18 protein-coding genes are annotated in these 16,611 nt (G+C 39.2%); 7 read left to right on the top strand and 11 right to left on the bottom strand.

Annotation, left to right across the window (positions count from 1 at the left end):
• Window positions 1-80 precede the first annotated feature (80 nt).
• The 8 genes from mrdA to OFO00_RS03520 all read right to left on the bottom strand — a co-directional run bounded on the left by mrdA (window position 81) and on the right by OFO00_RS03520 (window position 5,393).
• Window positions 81-1,901: a penicillin-binding protein 2 gene (gene mrdA, locus OFO00_RS03555; protein ID WP_270864900.1), complete on the bottom strand. Its 1,821-nt coding sequence runs from the start codon at window positions 1,899-1,901 to the stop codon at window positions 81-83.
• On the bottom strand, window positions 1,898-2,386 hold the full coding sequence (locus OFO00_RS03550) for a hypothetical protein (RefSeq protein WP_270862396.1): 489 nt from the start codon (window positions 2,384-2,386) through the stop codon (window positions 1,898-1,900). The genes mrdA and OFO00_RS03550 overlap by 4 nt, the downstream gene beginning before the upstream one ends.
• A complete protein-coding gene (locus OFO00_RS03545) occupies window positions 2,353-2,952 on the bottom strand; it encodes a GNAT family N-acetyltransferase (RefSeq protein WP_270864899.1) in 600 nt (199 codons plus the stop codon). The genes OFO00_RS03550 and OFO00_RS03545 overlap by 34 nt, the downstream gene beginning before the upstream one ends.
• The gene (locus OFO00_RS03540) at window positions 2,949-3,587 is read right to left on the bottom strand and encodes a GTP-binding protein (protein WP_270864898.1); all 639 of its coding nucleotides are present in this window, start codon (window positions 3,585-3,587) and stop codon (window positions 2,949-2,951) included. Before OFO00_RS03540 ends, OFO00_RS03545 begins: the two co-directional genes overlap by 4 nt.
• The gene (gene lptA / locus OFO00_RS03535; protein ID WP_442867904.1) at window positions 3,584-4,099 is read right to left on the bottom strand and encodes a lipopolysaccharide transport periplasmic protein LptA; all 516 of its coding nucleotides are present in this window, start codon (window positions 4,097-4,099) and stop codon (window positions 3,584-3,586) included. Before lptA ends, OFO00_RS03540 begins: the two co-directional genes overlap by 4 nt.
• Window positions 4,063-4,593 (bottom strand): LPS export ABC transporter periplasmic protein LptC, encoded by a 531-nt coding sequence (gene lptC / locus OFO00_RS03530; protein ID WP_270864897.1) that lies wholly within the window; start codon window positions 4,591-4,593, stop codon window positions 4,063-4,065. Before lptC ends, lptA begins: the two co-directional genes overlap by 37 nt.
• A complete protein-coding gene (locus OFO00_RS03525; protein ID WP_270864896.1) occupies window positions 4,584-5,072 on the bottom strand; it encodes a KdsC family phosphatase in 489 nt (162 codons plus the stop codon). Before OFO00_RS03525 ends, lptC begins: the two co-directional genes overlap by 10 nt.
• A gap of 96 nt (window positions 5,073-5,168) precedes the next feature.
• Window positions 5,169-5,393 carry a hypothetical protein gene (locus OFO00_RS03520; protein WP_270864895.1) on the bottom strand — a complete coding sequence of 75 codons (225 nt, stop codon included), beginning with the start codon at window positions 5,391-5,393 and terminating at the stop codon, window positions 5,169-5,171.
• 297 nt (window positions 5,394-5,690) lie between these two features.
• On the opposite strand from OFO00_RS03520, the gene OFO00_RS03515 reads away from it, so the two are divergent.
• Entirely contained in the window at window positions 5,691-5,876 is a 186-nt protein-coding gene (locus tag OFO00_RS03515) for a hypothetical protein (protein WP_270864894.1), read from the top strand.
• 100 nt (window positions 5,877-5,976) lie between these two features.
• Here the strand turns inward: OFO00_RS03515 and OFO00_RS03510 are convergent, their stop codons facing one another.
• Entirely contained in the window at window positions 5,977-6,915 is a 939-nt protein-coding gene (locus tag OFO00_RS03510) for a hypothetical protein (RefSeq protein ID WP_270864893.1), read from the bottom strand.
• A 188-nt stretch (window positions 6,916-7,103) separates the two neighbouring features.
• A complete protein-coding gene (dsbD, locus tag OFO00_RS03505) occupies window positions 7,104-8,894 on the bottom strand; it encodes a protein-disulfide reductase DsbD (protein ID WP_270864892.1) in 1,791 nt (596 codons plus the stop codon).
• Window positions 8,895-8,995: 101 nt separating this feature from the next.
• On the opposite strand from dsbD, the gene ppk2 reads away from it, so the two are divergent.
• From ppk2 to OFO00_RS03490, 3 genes are all read left to right on the top strand, one after another.
• Window positions 8,996-9,916: a polyphosphate kinase 2 gene (gene ppk2 / locus OFO00_RS03500; RefSeq protein ID WP_442867879.1), complete on the top strand. Its 921-nt coding sequence runs from the start codon at window positions 8,996-8,998 to the stop codon at window positions 9,914-9,916.
• 122 nt (window positions 9,917-10,038) lie between these two features.
• Window positions 10,039-11,628: a long-chain-fatty-acid--CoA ligase gene (locus tag OFO00_RS03495; RefSeq protein ID WP_270864891.1), complete on the top strand. Its 1,590-nt coding sequence runs from the start codon at window positions 10,039-10,041 to the stop codon at window positions 11,626-11,628.
• A 77-nt stretch (window positions 11,629-11,705) separates the two neighbouring features.
• On the top strand, window positions 11,706-12,977 hold the full coding sequence (locus tag OFO00_RS03490; protein WP_270864890.1) for an ankyrin repeat domain-containing protein: 1,272 nt from the start codon (window positions 11,706-11,708) through the stop codon (window positions 12,975-12,977).
• Window positions 12,978-13,333: 356 nt separating this feature from the next.
• Here the strand turns inward: OFO00_RS03490 and OFO00_RS03485 are convergent, their stop codons facing one another.
• Window positions 13,334-13,981, bottom strand: coding sequence for a ferritin family protein (locus OFO00_RS03485; protein WP_270858969.1), 648 nt, complete (start codon window positions 13,979-13,981; stop codon window positions 13,334-13,336).
• Between the two features lie 188 nt (window positions 13,982-14,169).
• Between OFO00_RS03485 and OFO00_RS03480 the strand changes: the two genes are divergently transcribed.
• From OFO00_RS03480 to OFO00_RS03470, 3 genes are all read left to right on the top strand, one after another.
• A complete protein-coding gene (locus OFO00_RS03480; protein ID WP_270858970.1) occupies window positions 14,170-14,946 on the top strand; it encodes a MetQ/NlpA family ABC transporter substrate-binding protein in 777 nt (258 codons plus the stop codon).
• A gap of 113 nt (window positions 14,947-15,059) precedes the next feature.
• Window positions 15,060-15,872 (top strand): peptidylprolyl isomerase, encoded by an 813-nt coding sequence (locus OFO00_RS03475; RefSeq protein ID WP_270858971.1) that lies wholly within the window; start codon window positions 15,060-15,062, stop codon window positions 15,870-15,872.
• Between the two features lie 78 nt (window positions 15,873-15,950).
• Window positions 15,951-16,553, top strand: coding sequence for a DedA family protein (locus OFO00_RS03470; protein WP_270864889.1), 603 nt, complete (start codon window positions 15,951-15,953; stop codon window positions 16,551-16,553).
• Window positions 16,554-16,611 lie beyond the last annotated feature (58 nt).

The following is a 16,611-nucleotide window of genomic DNA, read 5'->3' as shown; positions in this document are numbered from 1 at the left end:
AATTCTCGCAATGACACTTAGGGCAAAATTTCGGCGCAGTGTTTAAGGATTGCGTCAGCAAGAAATTTGAAATTTTAATTCTACTTTTTCTTTGAATTTTGCGTAGAATTTGCCGTGGCGTTTGTGTCGATATAGCCCATATCCACGAGTTTTTCAAAGATTTTTTTCACCACAGGACCTGCTGCGCTTCCGCCACCGCCTCCGTGCTCAACTAGCACCGTAACGGCGTATTTAGGGTTTTCATACGGACCGAAGCTCGTCATCCACGCATGCGAGCGGTGGAAATAATCCATTTGCGACTCTTTTAGGCGTTTGTTTGTCTTTTGCGATAGTCCTACGACCTGCGCGGTGCCTGTTTTGACCGCGAGCGGGACGACAGCGTCTTTCATGATTTTATACGCAGTTCCGCCGTTTGGGTTGTTTCCCACCTCATACATACCGCGCCTTACAAGCGGGAGTTGGTTTTTTTCAGCCGGAGTGAAAAGCTCGCCCGGCTCGAAGCTAATCTCTTCGCCGTCAATGCTCTTTAAAAAATGCGGGATTATCGCCTTGCCTGTGGCGATTTGGGCTGTGTTTTTGGCTACTTGCATAGGTGTTACTAGCACATCGCCTTGACCGATTGAGGCATTTACGGTCTCGCCTTGATACCATGGGCGTTTGAATTTTTGCATTTTCCACGCCTTATTTGGCATGGTACCTACGAATTCGTTCGGCAAATCCACGCCCGTTTTCACGCCGTATCCCATGCGGTTAAGGTAAGCTGACATATAATCAATCCCCACAATCAGCGAGCCTTCGTAAAAATATATATCACAGCTACTTTTGATAGCCTGCACTAGGCTCACTCTGCCGTGCCCTCCACTACTCCAACACCTAAATCTGCGCCCTCCAAGCTCAATCGCACCACCGCAAAACGCGCTCCAATTCTCATTTATCTTGCCACTGTTTAAAAAGCTCATTCCAACAGCCATTTTGATTACCGAGCCTGGCGGATAGAGGCCATTTACGAGCTTGTTTGTAAATGGGTGGCGCGGATCTTTGATTAGCTCGTCCCACTGAGCTTGCGAAATTCCGCCCACAAAGGTGTTTAAATTATACTCAGGGAAGCTTCCAGCGCCCAGTATTGCGCCGTCTTTGAGATCAATCACAATCGCCACGCCGTCTTTGTCTTTGAAAATTTCCTCTAAATATTTTTGGAATTCCAAATCAATCGTCAGCGAAATCTCGCTACTGCTTGGCTCCTCGTATGAAATCTCCTCGACAACCTCATTTAGCGCGGTTACCTTGGTCTTGCGCTCGCCCCTTTTGCCCTGTAAAATTTCATTATAATACCCCTCCACACCGCTTCTGCCGTTATATCCAGTAAGGGCTGAGAGGGGGTTGGATTTGATATCTTTTTTATTCGCGCGTCCGACATAGCCGATGATATGCGAGGCGAGATGATTGTGCGGATAGTAGCGTTGCGAAGCAGGCTCGACACGGATATTTTCGTGCAGATTCAAATTCGCAAAATGCGCGATTGTTTCGTTGTAATCCAAAAATTTAACGACTTCGATAAAATTTTGGTTATAAACCGAGTTTTCGTCCTTGTAAATTTTACGCATTTGCGTGGTGTTTAAATCCGCGAAATATTTGCTGATATTTGCTAGCTCAGCGTCCAGCGCGCTATCTTTTAAATGTGGCGCAATCAAAAGTGAAAATCCGATATTATTAATCGCTAGCGGGCGATTTTTGGCGTCTAGTATCTGCCCCCTCACAGGCGGGATATACTCGGTCGAGACGACATTGTTTTTGGCGATTTGCTCGTAAAATTCGTTTGATTTGATAGCTAGATAATACACCCTAACCAAAAGCATGGTAAAAAACGCCAAAACAAAGAAAAAGACGAATTTTAATCTCATACAAATCGCCCCTTAAAAAAGAGCAAACTAAGCAAAATATCGACCACGATATAGCTTAAATACTCGCTTCCCACACTCATAGCGTCAGCTTTTTTGATATACGAAATCGCGCCATTTACCCCCAAAATCAGCGCATAAGCGATTAGCACATACAAAGCCAGCAAAAAGTTGCGGAATTTGATATTTCGCAGGCTAAATTCGTAGATAAAAGTGTAAAAAACAATGTAAGCTAGCGCAATGCTAAATAGGTTAAATCCGTAAATTTGCTCGGCGCAAAATAGATAAAAAATCGCAAAATAGTAAGTGAAATTGTATTTTTTAAATTTGTTTTCATGCTCGAATTTCAGCACCACCAAAGTCACGAAAAAAAATCCCAAAAGTGGTGGCAGTCCCCGATACATCACGCTTAAAAGCAGATAAAACGCGACGCCAAAGCTCAGGGCAAAATCGACTATAAGGTATAAATTACCGCGACTTCGTTGCATACTGGAAACTTTTTGCAAGATATACAATCTGCCCAAATTTTTTGAGCTGGAAGCTCGTCTTTGCTGATTTCTTTAAAGCCATTTTGCTCGAAAAAATGCTTTTGATAAGTTAGCGCAAAGACATGTTTTAAGCCATAAAATTTCGCCTCGTCTAATAAAGCTTTGACGATTTTTGAGCCGATTCCTCGCCTGCGAAATTTCGGTGAGACGACAAACGAGCGAATTTCTGCAAGATCTGCATTGAAAATTTTCAAAGACGCATATCCTGCAAGCTCGGCATTTTGTGGTTTTTGGGCGAAATACTGCGTGTAAGAGGCGCAAATTTGGGAATTTTGGTTTGAAATTTCACTAGAATTTGCCCCTAAATTTTCGCTATCAAATTTCGGCTCAGTGTTTTCTGGCTTGGCGCACGCCTCATCGCAAACATACGCTAGCGTGTATGAGCGGATATATGTGGCGATCTCATCGTCGCTTCTAGGCAAAATCACACCGCTTTCGACTTCGGCTTTTATCATTTCTTGCATTGCGCCTATGTCGCACAGACGCGGTTTTTCTAACACTATCATAGTCCAAACGCCCTTTTTATGATCAATTCGCGCGCTTTGGCTATGCCAGAACCTTTTAGCGTCGAGACAAAAAGTGCGCCAGGATCGCTTTTAAGCAATTTTGCGCGCCCAGCTTGATTTAGCTTATCAGCTTTCGTGTAAAGGCGCAAAATTTGCTGATCGCCCCGCAAAAAGCTCTCCACATACTCGCGCAAATTTCTATCAATATCCAAATCGAATTGACGCGAATCTATCAAATGGACAAAAAGCTTGATATTTGGGCGGTTTTTGATAAATTCGTCCAAATTTTTCTGCCAGATATAGTGCATTTTTTTCGACACTTTTGCATAACCAAAACCCGGCAAATCCACAAACATAAGCGAAAAATTCTCGCCTAAATTTGCCAAAGCTTCATCAAATTTTTCATTTTCGCTAAATTTTTGCCCAAATTTTACTTCGAAATAATTCACAAGTTGCGTTTTGCCCGGCGTCGAGCTTGATTTGGCTAGCCCCTTGCGCTGAGTTAGAGCGTTTATCAGGCTGGATTTGCCCACATTTGAGCGCCCCAAAAACGCCACCTCGCTCATCGCAAACTCTGGGCTATCGGCAATCCCTGCGGCGGAAGTTATAAATTTCGCGTCGTTTATGTTTATCATTTTTGCTGATCTTCTACTTGAAAGATTAATCTCACAGGCTTTTTGCCAGAACCACCATTTGGCGCGGATTTGACTTCGTAGGTGCCTTTGGTGCGATTGACCACAATCTGCTCGCCAAAGACCTCTTTTTTAGTCTCAGTTTCGTGTAAATGCGCGTTTCCTTCGAGCGTGTATGTCTCGACTCCCGGCGTGTATGTCAGCACCGCACCCTGTCCGTCGTAGTGTTTGTCATTTACTAGCACCTTAAATTTCGCATTTCCTGTGGCGACATATTTTGTGGGTTGCTTTTTTGCGTCGAAATAAATCGTAACCTTATCCGAAGTCAGCGTATCATAAGAGCCTTTTTTTATCTTTACATTGCCCGTTAGGGTGCTGATTTGTTTGACCTCGTCAGCAAAAAAATTATCCGCCGTAACCTCGACTAGCTCAGGTGCGCCAAATGCGCTCATACAAGCCAAAAGTGATGAAAAAATCGCTAATTTGATGAATTTTTGTCCTGCGTGTAATACCATGCGTGAATTCCTTTTGAGTTTGTTTTTTTATTTTTTGTATCGTAACTGATTTTTTCGCCAGTTACTTTGTTTTCGCCCTGAGTGAGGGTGTATGGCACATCTGAGCGAACGATTTTGTTTTTGAGATTGTAGGTGATTTGCTCGGATTTGTAATCTATTTCGTCGCTGTTGCGGTAATGCGCCGAACCGCTAAATTTGATATTATCGCCCTTTTTAACGGCTAATTTTGAGCTAATTGTATGATTTATGTCGTCTATTATCACAGCGTCAAATTCGTAAAATTCATCGCGGTCTTTGTAGCGAATCCCGTTTTTCGCCCTGAATTCACCAGTGATTTTCTCGCCCACTTGATAATCTCTCACGCCTTGCATTTCGAGATTTGAGACATTTAAATTTTCCTTAAACATCTCCTCAAAATACGGAGTTTGCACGCTTAGAAACACCATAGCGACGCTAAAAATCGCGATTACGACATAGAAAATTTTTATAACCATTTAGAGTTCCAAATCTCTCGCATATTGTTTTTATCGACCAAAATTTCAATCATCTCGCGCACCGCCCCATGCCCGCCACGCGCATTTAGCGTATAATTAGCCCTTAGCGAATTTAGCGCGTCGCTTGGTTTAAAACTCATACCAACAGCGTTTAAGAGTTTTGCGTCGTTTAAATCATCGCCAATCGCCGCAGCCTCGCTAAAATCGAGCCCAAGCTCCGCAAGTATTTCGCTAGCTCTGCCGAATTTGTCCTTTTCGCCCTGAAAAACAAAAGGAATTTTAAGCTCTTTTGCCCTATTTGCCACGATTTGTGAGCTTTTGCCCGTGATTATGGCAGCGTAAAGACCGCACCTTTGCCATTCTTGGATCCCAAAGCCGTCTTTGACATCGAATCTCTTCATCGTCTCGCCACTCTCTGCGTGATACAGCGCGCCGTCAGTGAGCGAACCATCGACATCTAAAAAAATAATTTTTATCATAAATTTTCCCATAATTTCGTAAATTTAAAAGCTAATGATTTTAGCCAAATTTTGCTTATAAAACAGCCATTTTAAAGTAAAATTTTAAAGCTTTGGTTAATAAATAAAAATCGAAAAAATATAAACCAAACAAAACAAAATCGGCAAGATTATCGCAAAAATGCAAAGCACACTTTTTATTCGCCTTTTGTAATACGCTCTTTGGTCGCTAAAATTCGGCGTGCGCGCAAATCTAAAAATATAATAAATCAAAAAACAAAGCGAAATTATCCACAAAAGTGGTAAAAATCCAAGAAATGCCAAAGCAAGAGTTGTTTGCATTTTAATCCTTTAAATTTCGCTAAATTTTAGCGCAAATTCCATTGATTGTGCAAATAATTTTTACAATTCTCATTGCAAAAAAAGATAATTCATCGGTAGAAATCATAAAATTTTCATTTTTCTTTAATCTGTTATTGCGATAAAACGCAGTTTTGAAGCAATCTGTGGGTCAAAAAATTTAAAAACGCTAAATTTGCAAATTTTATAAATTCCAAAATTCTATGAATTATATAAAGATGCCAACATTGAATTTTGTATTTGTGGATTGTTAAACAGCATTGTCCTCTTGCAACGACAATGGCTAGTATTTCCCCATACCCACGAAGTTTTGACAAGAATATTCTCTCCCATATAATCAAAATAAATTTGCGAATTATCACTATTTACCACGCTAAATTCGCCATCGCCGTCAAGGTCGAGCACGAGTGGATCATAGATATCAAACGCAAAATTTGGTTGCGGGATATGGAGACCTGGTGCTAAGGATTTTTTACAAAACCACCAACTTTGCTAGCCTGTTCTGCGTTTTGCCCAAATCTCCATATATCCAAATATATCTGTAATTTTTGGCATAAATTTCTCCTTAGTTCAATTTAAATTTGTTATCGATTACTACATAATCATTAATTTTGTCACAAGCAACTTTATATTTTAATTCGCAAGCTTTTTTGTATGCGTCAAAGGCAGAGATATAGCGCTCTTCCCCTTCATAAATTTTCCCTGTATTATAAAAACAAATTTCATCATTATTACATCCTTGTCGCATATATGCTTTTGCTACATTAAAACAAGCATTACTATTTTTTTCTACATTACACTGATTTTTGTCTTTATTTAAATCTAAAATTTTAGTATCTGCTTTATCGTTTTCAAAAAATTTTATATGATTGACATTACAAGCCTTTTTATATCCGTTTTCGCAAGCAATTTTTATAGCGTTATTTGGCGTATTGTTGTTTTCGTTTGCTTTGCCGTATAAATAACAAGCTTCGTTGTTTCCCAATTCGCATGCTTTGTAAAAATACACAAACCATGAATAAAAACAAGCTCGTCCTATCGAGGCTTTGTGACATGCTCTTTCGTATAATTCCAAAGCTTTTTCACTATCTTTGGCAACAATTTTGCCTTTTCGGTAAAAAATCCCCATTATAAAGCAACCGCGACTTTCTCTTTCGTTGCAGTTTTGTTTTGCGCGTTCAAAAGCATTTGTATCATCACCTACATTTTCTACCACATTAACATAGGCGCTATCTAAACACGCTATGTTATCGCCATCTTTACATTTGCTATCATAAATATCATAAGCTTGTTGCATATATTTTTTTCTTATTTGTTTATCGTCGCCATAAAATTCTTGCGCTATTTCAATGCACATTTTTGCGTCATTATTTTCACATTTTTGATTTTTGATATTAAAATTTGAATTTTGATTAAAATTCGACATATTTTCTACACTTTCTGCCATCATAAAATTTACGCTTAACCAAAATGCGCACAGTATCATCAAAAATAGTTTTTTCATTTTTGTCCTTTAAATTTCAAATTTACGCCACTTTTTTGCTGTGACTTTTACTTTTCTTAGCGTTATTTTACATCAAATTAAAAAAATCAAATACTAATTTTTTTGTAAATTCAGCGTCTGTGGTTTTGCACTTCATAGATTATCCGATGACAAATCGTTGGCGTTAAGGCAAATAAATTAGTAAATTTTCAAATTTGAGATAAAATTTGCGCTAGTTTCGCTGAATTTAGCGAGCCGATTTGGCGCAGGTTTTCTAACTCACTGCCGTTTTTAAAAAACAAAATCGCAGGCGGTCCCATAATGCCAAATTCTTTTTTAATCTCGCTCATTTGGGGGCTGTTTTGGGTCAAATCAACCTTAACAAGAGTGAAATTTGACAAAATCTCAGCCAAACTCTCATCGCCAAACGCCGCCTCACTCTCTTCGCAGTTTTTGCACCACTGCGCCCAAAAATCCACAATCACGGGCTTTTGCGAGCCCTCAATTATCGAGCGTAACTCGCCCAAATCTCGCACGAAAATAAATCTTTCCCCATTTTTCGCACTTTGCGTCATATCGCCTTTTTGCGCAGCTACGCCCTTTTGTGCCGAAATTTCGCTAAGTGGCTTAGCAAAATCTCTCGCCCCGCTTGCAAAACCGATGAGTAAAAGCACGCTATACACTAGCGTTAAAAGCGCGAGTGCGCGTTTTAGTGCGTTTGCGCGCGCATCAAACAATCCCAAAACCCCAGCCATTAACGCGCACAAAATCGCGTAAAATAGCAATGCTAAATTTTCGCCGATTATAAAGCGCACTATCCAAACCGCCATAAACAAAAGCAAAAATCCAAAGATTTTTGGCACCACTTCCATCCACTCGCCTGGACGCGGCAGCGCGCCTCCAAGCCCGATTATTACGAGCAAAACCCCGCTTCCAAGCCCCAAAGCAAAAAGCGCGCTAGCTCCAAGTGCTATATTTGCGCTATTTGCGATGTATATTAGCGCAGCACTTAGCGGGGCTGAAATGCAAGGGCTAACCATAAGTGATGAAATCGCCCCCATTAAAAAAACGCCCACAAATCCGCTTCTCGCGTCGCTTTTGGCACTTAGGAAATTTTGCAACCCACTAGGAAGCCTAATCTCATAAAGCCCAAAAAGCGAAAACGCCAAAGCTACAAAAATAGCTGCCGTGATGATTAGGGCGATTTTATTTTGCAAAATACCTTGCAAATTTTCGCCCAAAACCGCCACACCAGCGCCCAAAACCGCATACGAACTCGCCATGCCAAGCACATAAATCACGCTTACAATCAGGCTTAATTTCACGCTTGGCTTGCTAGCTGTTTTAGCCACGATAATCGACGAGAGTATCGGTATGAGCGGGTAAATGCAAGGTGTCAGAGAGAGCAAAACGCCAAAACCAAAGAATAAAATCAAGGTCATAAAAAAGCTTTTGTTTTCGAAAATTTCTAAAATTTGCGATTGGCTTAAATTTGAGCCAAAATTTCCCGAATTTTGCTCTAAATTTTGTTCTAAATTTTGACTTAAATTTTGCCCCGAAATACCTGCGCCGGGATTTTGCAAGGCCGAAATTTCATAGCTCTTGCCACTTTTATTTAGCGCAAAGCCTCTGTTTTGTGGCTCGTAGCAAAACCCGCCCACAGTGCAACCAAGAAATTTCACTAAAATTTGAAAATTTTTGCTATCTTTTGCGTTTGCCAAAACTAGCCCCATAGGCAGAGCAATGCTGAAATTTCCATCATAAATTTGGTGATTTTTATACGCTTTTGGCTCTGGTAAATTTAAAAGCGCGCCAACTTCGGCATTATCAATAAAAATTTTTATCTCATCTTTGTAAATATAGATCTCATCTGTGACGCGAAAATTTAAGCTAATTTCACTTTCGCTTGTGTTTGTATCGACGATAAAGGCCTCATTTGGCGCGATTACTTCGCCAAAAAGTGCAATAAAAAATAAAAAAAGAAAAGATAAAATTCTCATTATTTGCCTTGAAATTTTTTCGTAATATTATCAAAAACATATTAAATTTTAATTCTTTTAAATGTATAATCTAAGTTTTATTTTCAAAAAAGGAGAACAAAATGGCTGAACAAACAAGCGATACACAACTCAAACAAATCGCATACGAGGGCAAAAAAATCAAAAAAATGAATAAAGAATTTTACGAGAGCGAGCTTGTAAAATTTCAAATCGAGTTACTCAAACTTCAACGCTATGTCAAAGATAAAGGGCTAAAAGTCCTAATCATCATGGAAGGTCGCGACGCAGCGGGCAAAGGTGGCACAATCAAACGCCTAACCGAGCACCTAAACCCACGCGGTTGCCGCATAGTCGCACTCGAAAAGCCAAGCAATGTCGAAAAAACACAATGGTATTTCCAACGCTATGTCGCGCATTTGCCAAGTGCGGGCGAGATTGTGATTTTTGATAGAAGCTGGTATAACCGCGCTATGGTCGAGCCTGTAATGGGATTTTGCACCGATGCTGAACACAAAGAATTTTTGCGCCAAGTGCCGAAATTCGAGGAAATGCTAGCGAATTCTGGCATTATTTTGTTCAAATTTTATTTCTCAGTTTCAAAAGAGGAGCAACAAAAACGCTTCGAGGCGCGCCGCACAGACCCTCTTAAACAATACAAACTCTCCCCAGTAGATGCCAAATCGCAAGAACTTTGGGAGCAATACACTTTGGCAAAATACTCAATGCTACTAGCCTCAAACACCGATATCGCGCCATGGATCGTGCTAGATAGTAATGACAAAAAAGCCGCAAGATTAAATGCGTTTCGCTGCATTTTAGCCAGAATTGATTATGATGAAAAAATCGATCCTAGCGAATTTAAAGTCGATGTGGATTTGGTCAGAACCGGCACAGAAGAAATCATGCTTATGGAAAATAGCCTTAGAAACGAGGGCTTGGAAAAACTAGAAACCCTAAAAAAAGCGCAAAAAGCCGAAAAACAGGTAAAACTAGGCACAGGTAAGCCAAAAGATAAAAAATAACCAAATTTAGACGCCGTTTGTGCGTCTAAATTTATCTTTTCTTAAATTTTTGATTTAATTTAACTAAATTTATATAAATTTTGATAAAATTCGCGGGAAACCAAACCACACAAAGGTAAAACATGACATATAAATTCGAAAATTTATACCAAAATTTAAGTTTCTATGCGAGCGAAAAATCTCGCCATATAGCGATTTACGATGAAGATATGGAGATTAGCTACGCAGAGCTTAAAGCCAAAGTCGATGCAATTGGCGCGTATTTGCAAAATAGTGGAATTCGCTTCGGCGATAGAGTGGCTATGTATGTGCAAAACGGCTATGAGTTTTTCACCATTTTTCTAGGTATTACCTCAATCGGCGCGGTCGCTGTGCCTATGAATACCTTCCTTAAAAACGAGGAAATTGAGTATATTTTAGACAATTCGCGCTCACGCATGATTTTCGCTTCGACCGCCCTTAGCAAGGAGCTTAAAAGCATTAGCGCACCAGATATCAGACGCATAATTTGGGTCAAAAGCAAAAGCGATGAGCCAACCCCAAACTCAGCCCTTCCAAACGCGCAAACACAAGGCGCACTTAGCGAGCACAATGTCAGCTTCGATACTGTCCTAGCCTGTAAAACCAAGCTAGAAATAGCGAAATCTCCGACCGAAAACGATCTAAGCCATATCGTCTATACCTCAGGCACGACAGGCAGGCCAAAAGGCGCTATGATTCGCTACAAAAACATACTCTCAAACGCCGATAAAGCCACTCCTCGCTACAATGTGAGTGGTAAGGATAGATTTTTGGTATTTTTGCCGATGTTTCATAGCTTCACGCTGACTGCGACGCTGATTTTATCGCTATACAACGGCGCGAGCATAATCGCTCTAAAATCAGTTTTCCCTATCACAAATGTCCTAAATACCGCCCTAAAACGCAAAGCAACGGTATTTTTGGGAATCCCGTCTGTTTATACAATGCTAGGCAAGGCAAAACTTGGCTGGAAATTCAGATGGTTTAATAAGCTTAGAGTATTTATGTCAGGTGCAGCCCCTCTTGCACAACAAACAATCGACGAATTTTACAAAAAATTCCCAAAAGCCCACCTTATCGAGGGTTATGGACTTAGCGAGTGTTCGCCTATCGTATCGCTAAACTACTACGACAAACAAAAAATCCTAAGCGTAGGCACACCGCTTGATGGATACGAGGTCAAAATCGTAAATGATGAAACCATGGAAGTCGCTCGTGGCGAGATCGGCGAGATTATCGTGCGCGGAGATTGCGTCATGGAAGGATATCTAAATATCCCACCGGAAGAGACTCTCACAAACGGCTGGATTCGCACGGGAGATCTTGCATATATGGACGATGAGGGATTTATCTATATCGTCGATCGTATCAAAGATATCATCATCGCCAAAGGCATAAATGTCTATCCACGCGAGGTCGAGGAAATCATCTACAAAATGCCACAAGTCGAAGCCTGCGCAGTCGTGGGTATCAGAGACGAATACGCAGATGAGGAGGTCGTAGCCTTCGTGCAACTCAAAGAAAATCAAAAATTAAGCGAGCGCGAAATCAAAACTTATCTGAAAAATCACCTAGCAAACTACAAAATTCCAAAGGTCGTGCATTTCGTGCCAGACCTGCCACGCAACGCCACTGGCAAGGTTCTAAAACGCGCATTAAAAGAGCAGATCGCAAAAGGTAATAACGCGTAAATTTCACCTTTTATCACGCTAAATTTAACCCACAATTTGTGGGTTAAATTTGGTAAATTTTATAAAAGATTTAATGTATGAAAAATTTATTATGGATTTTACCTGTTATTTTCTTAGCTATTATACTAAGGATTGTAGAACTAGATAAGAAAAAGTCAAATTTTGTAGTTACAGCCGATACAAACATATCTAAAAACTCAAAAATTTCAAAGTATGTCTCACAACGAGAAGTTGAAACCTTTGCATTTAGGCACTGGAATATTAATGAAGATATGGTTAAAAATAACGAAAAAATGGAAGCCTTGCGACTACTACTAAAATCAAAAAACACACAAGAAATTTTAGCTTATATGAAAGATAATAACATTAGCGTAGATGAACCACTTCATAAAGGTGTAACGCCTTTGATGTATGCTAGTTTTTATGATGACATAAACACAGCAAAAGAGCTTATAAATTTAGGAGCAGACCCACATAAAAAAGATAGGCATAAGCTTAGCCCTATGGCATACGCTATGGAAAACAACTCTACAAAAGCGGTAAAGCTTTTATATGAAAACGGTGTTAAATTTGATGAAGTTACTATGATACAAACACCACTTGGAGTTTTAGGATTAAGTGATTTTTGGGAATTTGAACCATATTTTGATGAAAATAACACAGCTCATCTTATCTGGAAAAGCTTTGATGATATGCACAGCGGAGAACATGACTATTTGAGCGAATATTTTTTCAGATCTCTGTTAAGAAACAACCAACTTGATATTTTAGAGCTTGTATTGCAAAGTGGGTATAAGCCATATTTATACCAATATCATATTGGTGATGATAATTATAAGGCTACAAGCGATATTGCAGAGATAGAAAGACAATATGTTGAATTTCCAAACAATTACGAAAACAATATAGAATTAGCTCGTTTTCGACATTCATTATATTTTCCAATATCTCAATCCCCACATCCAAAACCAAAAATAGCACTACTTAGAAAATATAATGTCCCAATAGACGCTTGGAACCCAAGCAAGGAATTTTTGAAAGAATTATATGATAACGAGTGCTACGGTGCTTGGAGAAGTGAATTTAGTCCTAGAAAAAATGGGGAGACTTATTATTTAAGAATACAAGATCGTGGAACCAAATTTTTATACGAAAATTGTTTGGATAAAAATGACACTTTTGAAAACATAGAAGAGTATATAGTTTTTTATCAACAAATGAAAATTATAAATAAAATAACAGCAAGCGAAGAAAGGAAATTTGGCTACGGAAACAATCGTGTAGATATGAATATCACTTCCGATGAAATTAAAAAACTTCAAAGCAAATATAACAACAATTTAGAATAAAAATATCTTTAAGGAGAGAAAAAATGACAACAGAAAACATAGAAGCTAGTGAGCAAAGATTTAGCGCCGCTATAAGTGATTTTTTTGGTATTACATTTCTATCCACTGCACATGCGCGCTTTTGAGGCATTTTATACGAAGCTATTCACACGCTATAACCAATAACTAAATTTAAATAAAAATTTTATTCAAATTGCAACTTTAGAATTTTTCACTATAATTCGCATTTTTATCTACAAAATTTCTACAAACTCGCCAAAAATCAATGTCTATTTTGAGCTATGAGCCTGAAATTTTTATCCAAGAAGTAGAAGTAATAAATTTTGGCGCCGAATTTGACGCCAAAATTTGAAAGATTAAACTAATCTTTGTTTTTTGAAATACTCTTTTGGAGCCTTGCATAAAGGACAGGCACCTGGGGCTTTTTTGCCACGATGCACATGACCGCACACTTCGCAAACCCAAACTTCCTCATCAAAACTTTCGAAAAATCCCTCTTCAAGCAAGATTTTTTGAAGCTCGTTGTATTCTCTCTCGTGCTCGACTTCGACCTTGCCGATAGCGTTAAACAGCCTTGCGACCTCTTTTTTGCCTTCTTCTGTGGCGATTTGAGCAAACGCAGGATACATGCTCTCATGCTCGTATCTCTCGCCAGCTGCGGCGTCGATTAGGTTTTTATCCATTTTATCTAGCGGAATTCCAGCGGCTGCGTGGTGGGCTTTGAGCTCGGCTCTTGCGTGCCATTTTTCATTTTCAGCTGCTTCGTAAAAGTGGCGCGCGATAGCGTGGAAACCAGCTTCTTTGGCTAAATCTCCGTAAAGATCGTATTTGTTTCTAGCTTGTGATTCGCCGGCAAACGCCTTCATTAAATTTACCTGTGTCAAATCCTCAGTGATACATTTCATCGGCTCTCCACAGCATGTCAAAACTGCGCCCTCGCCTACTTTTTGCACTTCGACTTCACAGCCGCATTTGTCGCATTTGTATGTTTCGTATTGTCTCATACTCTCTCCTTTATCAAAAATTCAAAATTTATGATAACCAAAAGCTCATTAAACTCTACTTAATAAAAATTATTATTTAGAAGTGAAATTTCAAATACAAATTTACATATAAATTTAATAATTGTTGTGTTTTGCGCCCAAATTTTATGATAAAATCGCCCTTTTTAAATTCTCATCAAAGGAAAGAAATGAAAAAATTATTTCTAACTACACTTCTTAGTGCAAGCGTTGTAAGTTTTGCCTTGGCAGAAAAATTAGTTGTCGCAGCTACTCCTGTGCCACATGCTGAAATTTTAGAGCATATCGCACCAGAGCTAAAAGCCGCTGGATACGAGCTCGAAGTCAAAGTTTTCAACGACTATGTTACTCCAAATTTAGCCACAGATGACGGCAGTGTGGATGCGAACTATTTCCAACACGAGCCATATTTAGTGGAATTTAACGCCAAAAATGGCACAAAACTCAAAACAACAGTTGGCGTGCATTTAGAACCGATGGGAATTTATAGCAAAAAAATCACAGATCTAAAAGACCTAAAAGACGGCGCCAAAGTAGCTGTGCCAAACGACCCTACAAACGAATCTCGCGCTCTTGATGTTCTTGCGGATGCAGGATTAATCGAAGTTAGTAAAGATGTAGAGCTTCGCACAGCCCTAGATGTAACAAAAAATCCTAAAAATATCCAAATTTTAGAGCTTGAAGGTCCAAATTTGCCTCGCACACTTGATGATGTCGATATCGCTGTAATCAACTCAAATTTCGCTTTCAACGCGGATTTAAACCCAGTTAAAGACTCACTTTTCATCGAAAAAGCAGTCGGCAACCCATACACAAACATCGTCGTCGTCAAAGAAGGCAATGAAAACCTACCAAAAATCAAAGCCCTTGATAGCGCACTTCAAAGCGAAAGTGTGAAAAAATTTATCGAAGAAAAATACAAAGGCGCGATTGTTCCGTCGTTTTAATCCAAATTTAGCCTACGAATTCGTAGGCTAAATTTCGCATTTTTTATCATATTACGCATATATTTACAATCTTTTTTTATAATGCGCGCAAAAATTTTCAAAAAAGGAAAAAAATGAAAAAATTCTTATCAATCAGTTTCGTCGCCGCTATGGCGCTTTCGCTAAATGCTGGCGTGCTAGCTAGTGTCAAAGGCACAGATATCACGGTTACAGACGAGGATATCGCACCAGTTTTCGCTCAAAACCCACACGCTACCCCAAGCGATGAGGATAAAAAACAACTAATCGATCAAATGATTAAATTTAAACTTATGATTGCCGAGGCCAAAAAAAGCGGTATCGTAAATAGTGAAGAATACAAAAAACAAGTCGAGCTTGCAAAAGATGAAATCGCCTTTGCTTTGTGGCAACAAGAGCAAACAAAAGATGTCAAAGTAACCGACGAAGAGGCCAAAAAAATCTATGATGATAATAAAGACAGCTTCATGCAACCAGAAAGCGTCGTAGCTAGCCACATTTTGCTAAAAGATGAAAAAGAGGCAAAAGACGCTATCGCTAAGCTAGAAAAAGTCAGCAAAGACAAATTAAAAGCCGAATTTAACAAACTTGCCAAAGAAATTTCAACAGATCCAAGCGCCAAAGAAAACGGCGGCGATTTGGGCTCATTTGGCAAAGGTATGATGGTAAGCGAGTTCGAAGAGGCTGCGTGGGCGCTAAATAAAGGCGAGATTAGCAAAACCCCTGTGAAAACTCAATTTGGCTATCATGTCATCTATAAAGAAGACCTGAAAGAGGCCGCTCCTGTGGAATTTGACAAAGTAAAAGAGATGATAAAAGCTCAAATTGCGCCAAGCAAACTAAACAAAAAAATCGACGATATCGCAAACGAGCTATTTAGCAAACAGACAGTAGAATACGCAAAATAAAAATTTCAATTTAATGCGCGGAATTTAATAAAATTTAAGTTTCGCGCAAATTCTAAATTTCAAATTTAAGGAAAATTCGTGCTTACATCAATCGTAAATTTTATCGTAGAATTCGTCGCAGCATGGGGATATTTCGGCATTTTTGTGATGATGTTTTTAGAAAGCAGTTTTTTTCCATTTCCAAGCGAAGTCGTGATGATTCCAGCAGGATATCTTGCCAGCAAGGGCGAAATGAGCTTTGCCATAGCATTTGCGTGCGGGCTAGCAGGGAGCGTGGCTGGGGCTGTGTTTAACTACTATTTGTGCTATTTTTTCGGGCGCAAATTTATTGATAAATTTGGCAAATTTATCGGCGTAACAAATGAAAAATTCGCCAAATTTGAAGCATTTTTCAACAAACACGGCGAAATTTCTACATTTAATTGCAGACTAATCCCAGGTATCCGCCAATACATCAGCCTGCCAGCAGGTCTTGCAAAGATGAATTTAGCGCGATTTTGCACATTTACAGCACTTGGTGCTGGGATTTGGGTGCTGATTTTGATGCTACTTGGATATTTTATCGGCGAAAATCAAGAATTAATTAAGGAAAAATTGCATATAATCACGCTTCTTTTATTGGGATTTGTCCTACTTCTTTCTGTAATTTACATACTTCATATCAAGCGAAAAAATCACTAAATTTAAAAAAAATCTTAAAATAAAACTAACAATTATAAAATTTTGAATTTAAAGTAAC

The organism is Campylobacter sp. VBCF_04 NA7, assembly GCF_027737405.1.
Lineage (GTDB): Bacteria > Campylobacterota > Campylobacteria > Campylobacterales > Campylobacteraceae > Campylobacter_B.
The sequence above is the reverse complement of the archived record's forward strand: the minus strand, read 5'-3'. Positions and strand labels throughout refer to the sequence as shown.

What these genes read in the sequence shown, in the direction of transcription:
- OFO00_RS03485 (WP_270858969.1), bottom strand. Translation starts at nt 13,981, where the DNA reads ATGAGACAATACGAAACATACAAATGCGACAAATGCGGCTGTGAAGTC.
- OFO00_RS03540 (WP_270864898.1), bottom strand. Translation starts at nt 3,587, where the DNA reads ATGATAAACATAAACGACGCGAAATTTATAACTTCCGCCGCAGGGATT.
- OFO00_RS03545 (WP_270864899.1), bottom strand. Translation starts at nt 2,952, where the DNA reads ATGATAGTGTTAGAAAAACCGCGTCTGTGCGACATAGGCGCAATGCAA.
- OFO00_RS03510 (WP_270864893.1), bottom strand. Translation starts at nt 6,915, where the DNA reads ATGAAAAAACTATTTTTGATGATACTGTGCGCATTTTGGTTAAGCGTA.
- OFO00_RS03515 (WP_270864894.1), top strand. Translation starts at nt 5,691, where the DNA reads ATGGCTAGTATTTCCCCATACCCACGAAGTTTTGACAAGAATATTCTC.
- lptC (WP_270864897.1), bottom strand. Translation starts at nt 4,593, where the DNA reads ATGGTTATAAAAATTTTCTATGTCGTAATCGCGATTTTTAGCGTCGCT.
- OFO00_RS03520 (WP_270864895.1), bottom strand. Translation starts at nt 5,393, where the DNA reads ATGCAAACAACTCTTGCTTTGGCATTTCTTGGATTTTTACCACTTTTG.
- OFO00_RS03525 (WP_270864896.1), bottom strand. Translation starts at nt 5,072, where the DNA reads ATGATAAAAATTATTTTTTTAGATGTCGATGGTTCGCTCACTGACGGC.
- OFO00_RS03480 (WP_270858970.1), top strand. Translation starts at nt 14,170, where the DNA reads ATGAAAAAATTATTTCTAACTACACTTCTTAGTGCAAGCGTTGTAAGT.
- mrdA (WP_270864900.1), bottom strand. Translation starts at nt 1,901, where the DNA reads ATGAGATTAAAATTCGTCTTTTTCTTTGTTTTGGCGTTTTTTACCATG.
- OFO00_RS03495 (WP_270864891.1), top strand. Translation starts at nt 10,039, where the DNA reads ATGACATATAAATTCGAAAATTTATACCAAAATTTAAGTTTCTATGCG.
- ppk2 (WP_442867879.1), top strand. Translation starts at nt 8,996, where the DNA reads ATGGCTGAACAAACAAGCGATACACAACTCAAACAAATCGCATACGAG.
- OFO00_RS03475 (WP_270858971.1), top strand. Translation starts at nt 15,060, where the DNA reads ATGAAAAAATTCTTATCAATCAGTTTCGTCGCCGCTATGGCGCTTTCG.
- dsbD (WP_270864892.1), bottom strand. Translation starts at nt 8,894, where the DNA reads ATGAGAATTTTATCTTTTCTTTTTTTATTTTTTATTGCACTTTTTGGC.
- OFO00_RS03490 (WP_270864890.1), top strand. Translation starts at nt 11,706, where the DNA reads ATGAAAAATTTATTATGGATTTTACCTGTTATTTTCTTAGCTATTATA.
- OFO00_RS03550 (WP_270862396.1), bottom strand. Translation starts at nt 2,386, where the DNA reads ATGCAACGAAGTCGCGGTAATTTATACCTTATAGTCGATTTTGCCCTG.
- lptA (WP_442867904.1), bottom strand. Translation starts at nt 4,099, where the DNA reads ATGGTATTACACGCAGGACAAAAATTCATCAAATTAGCGATTTTTTCA.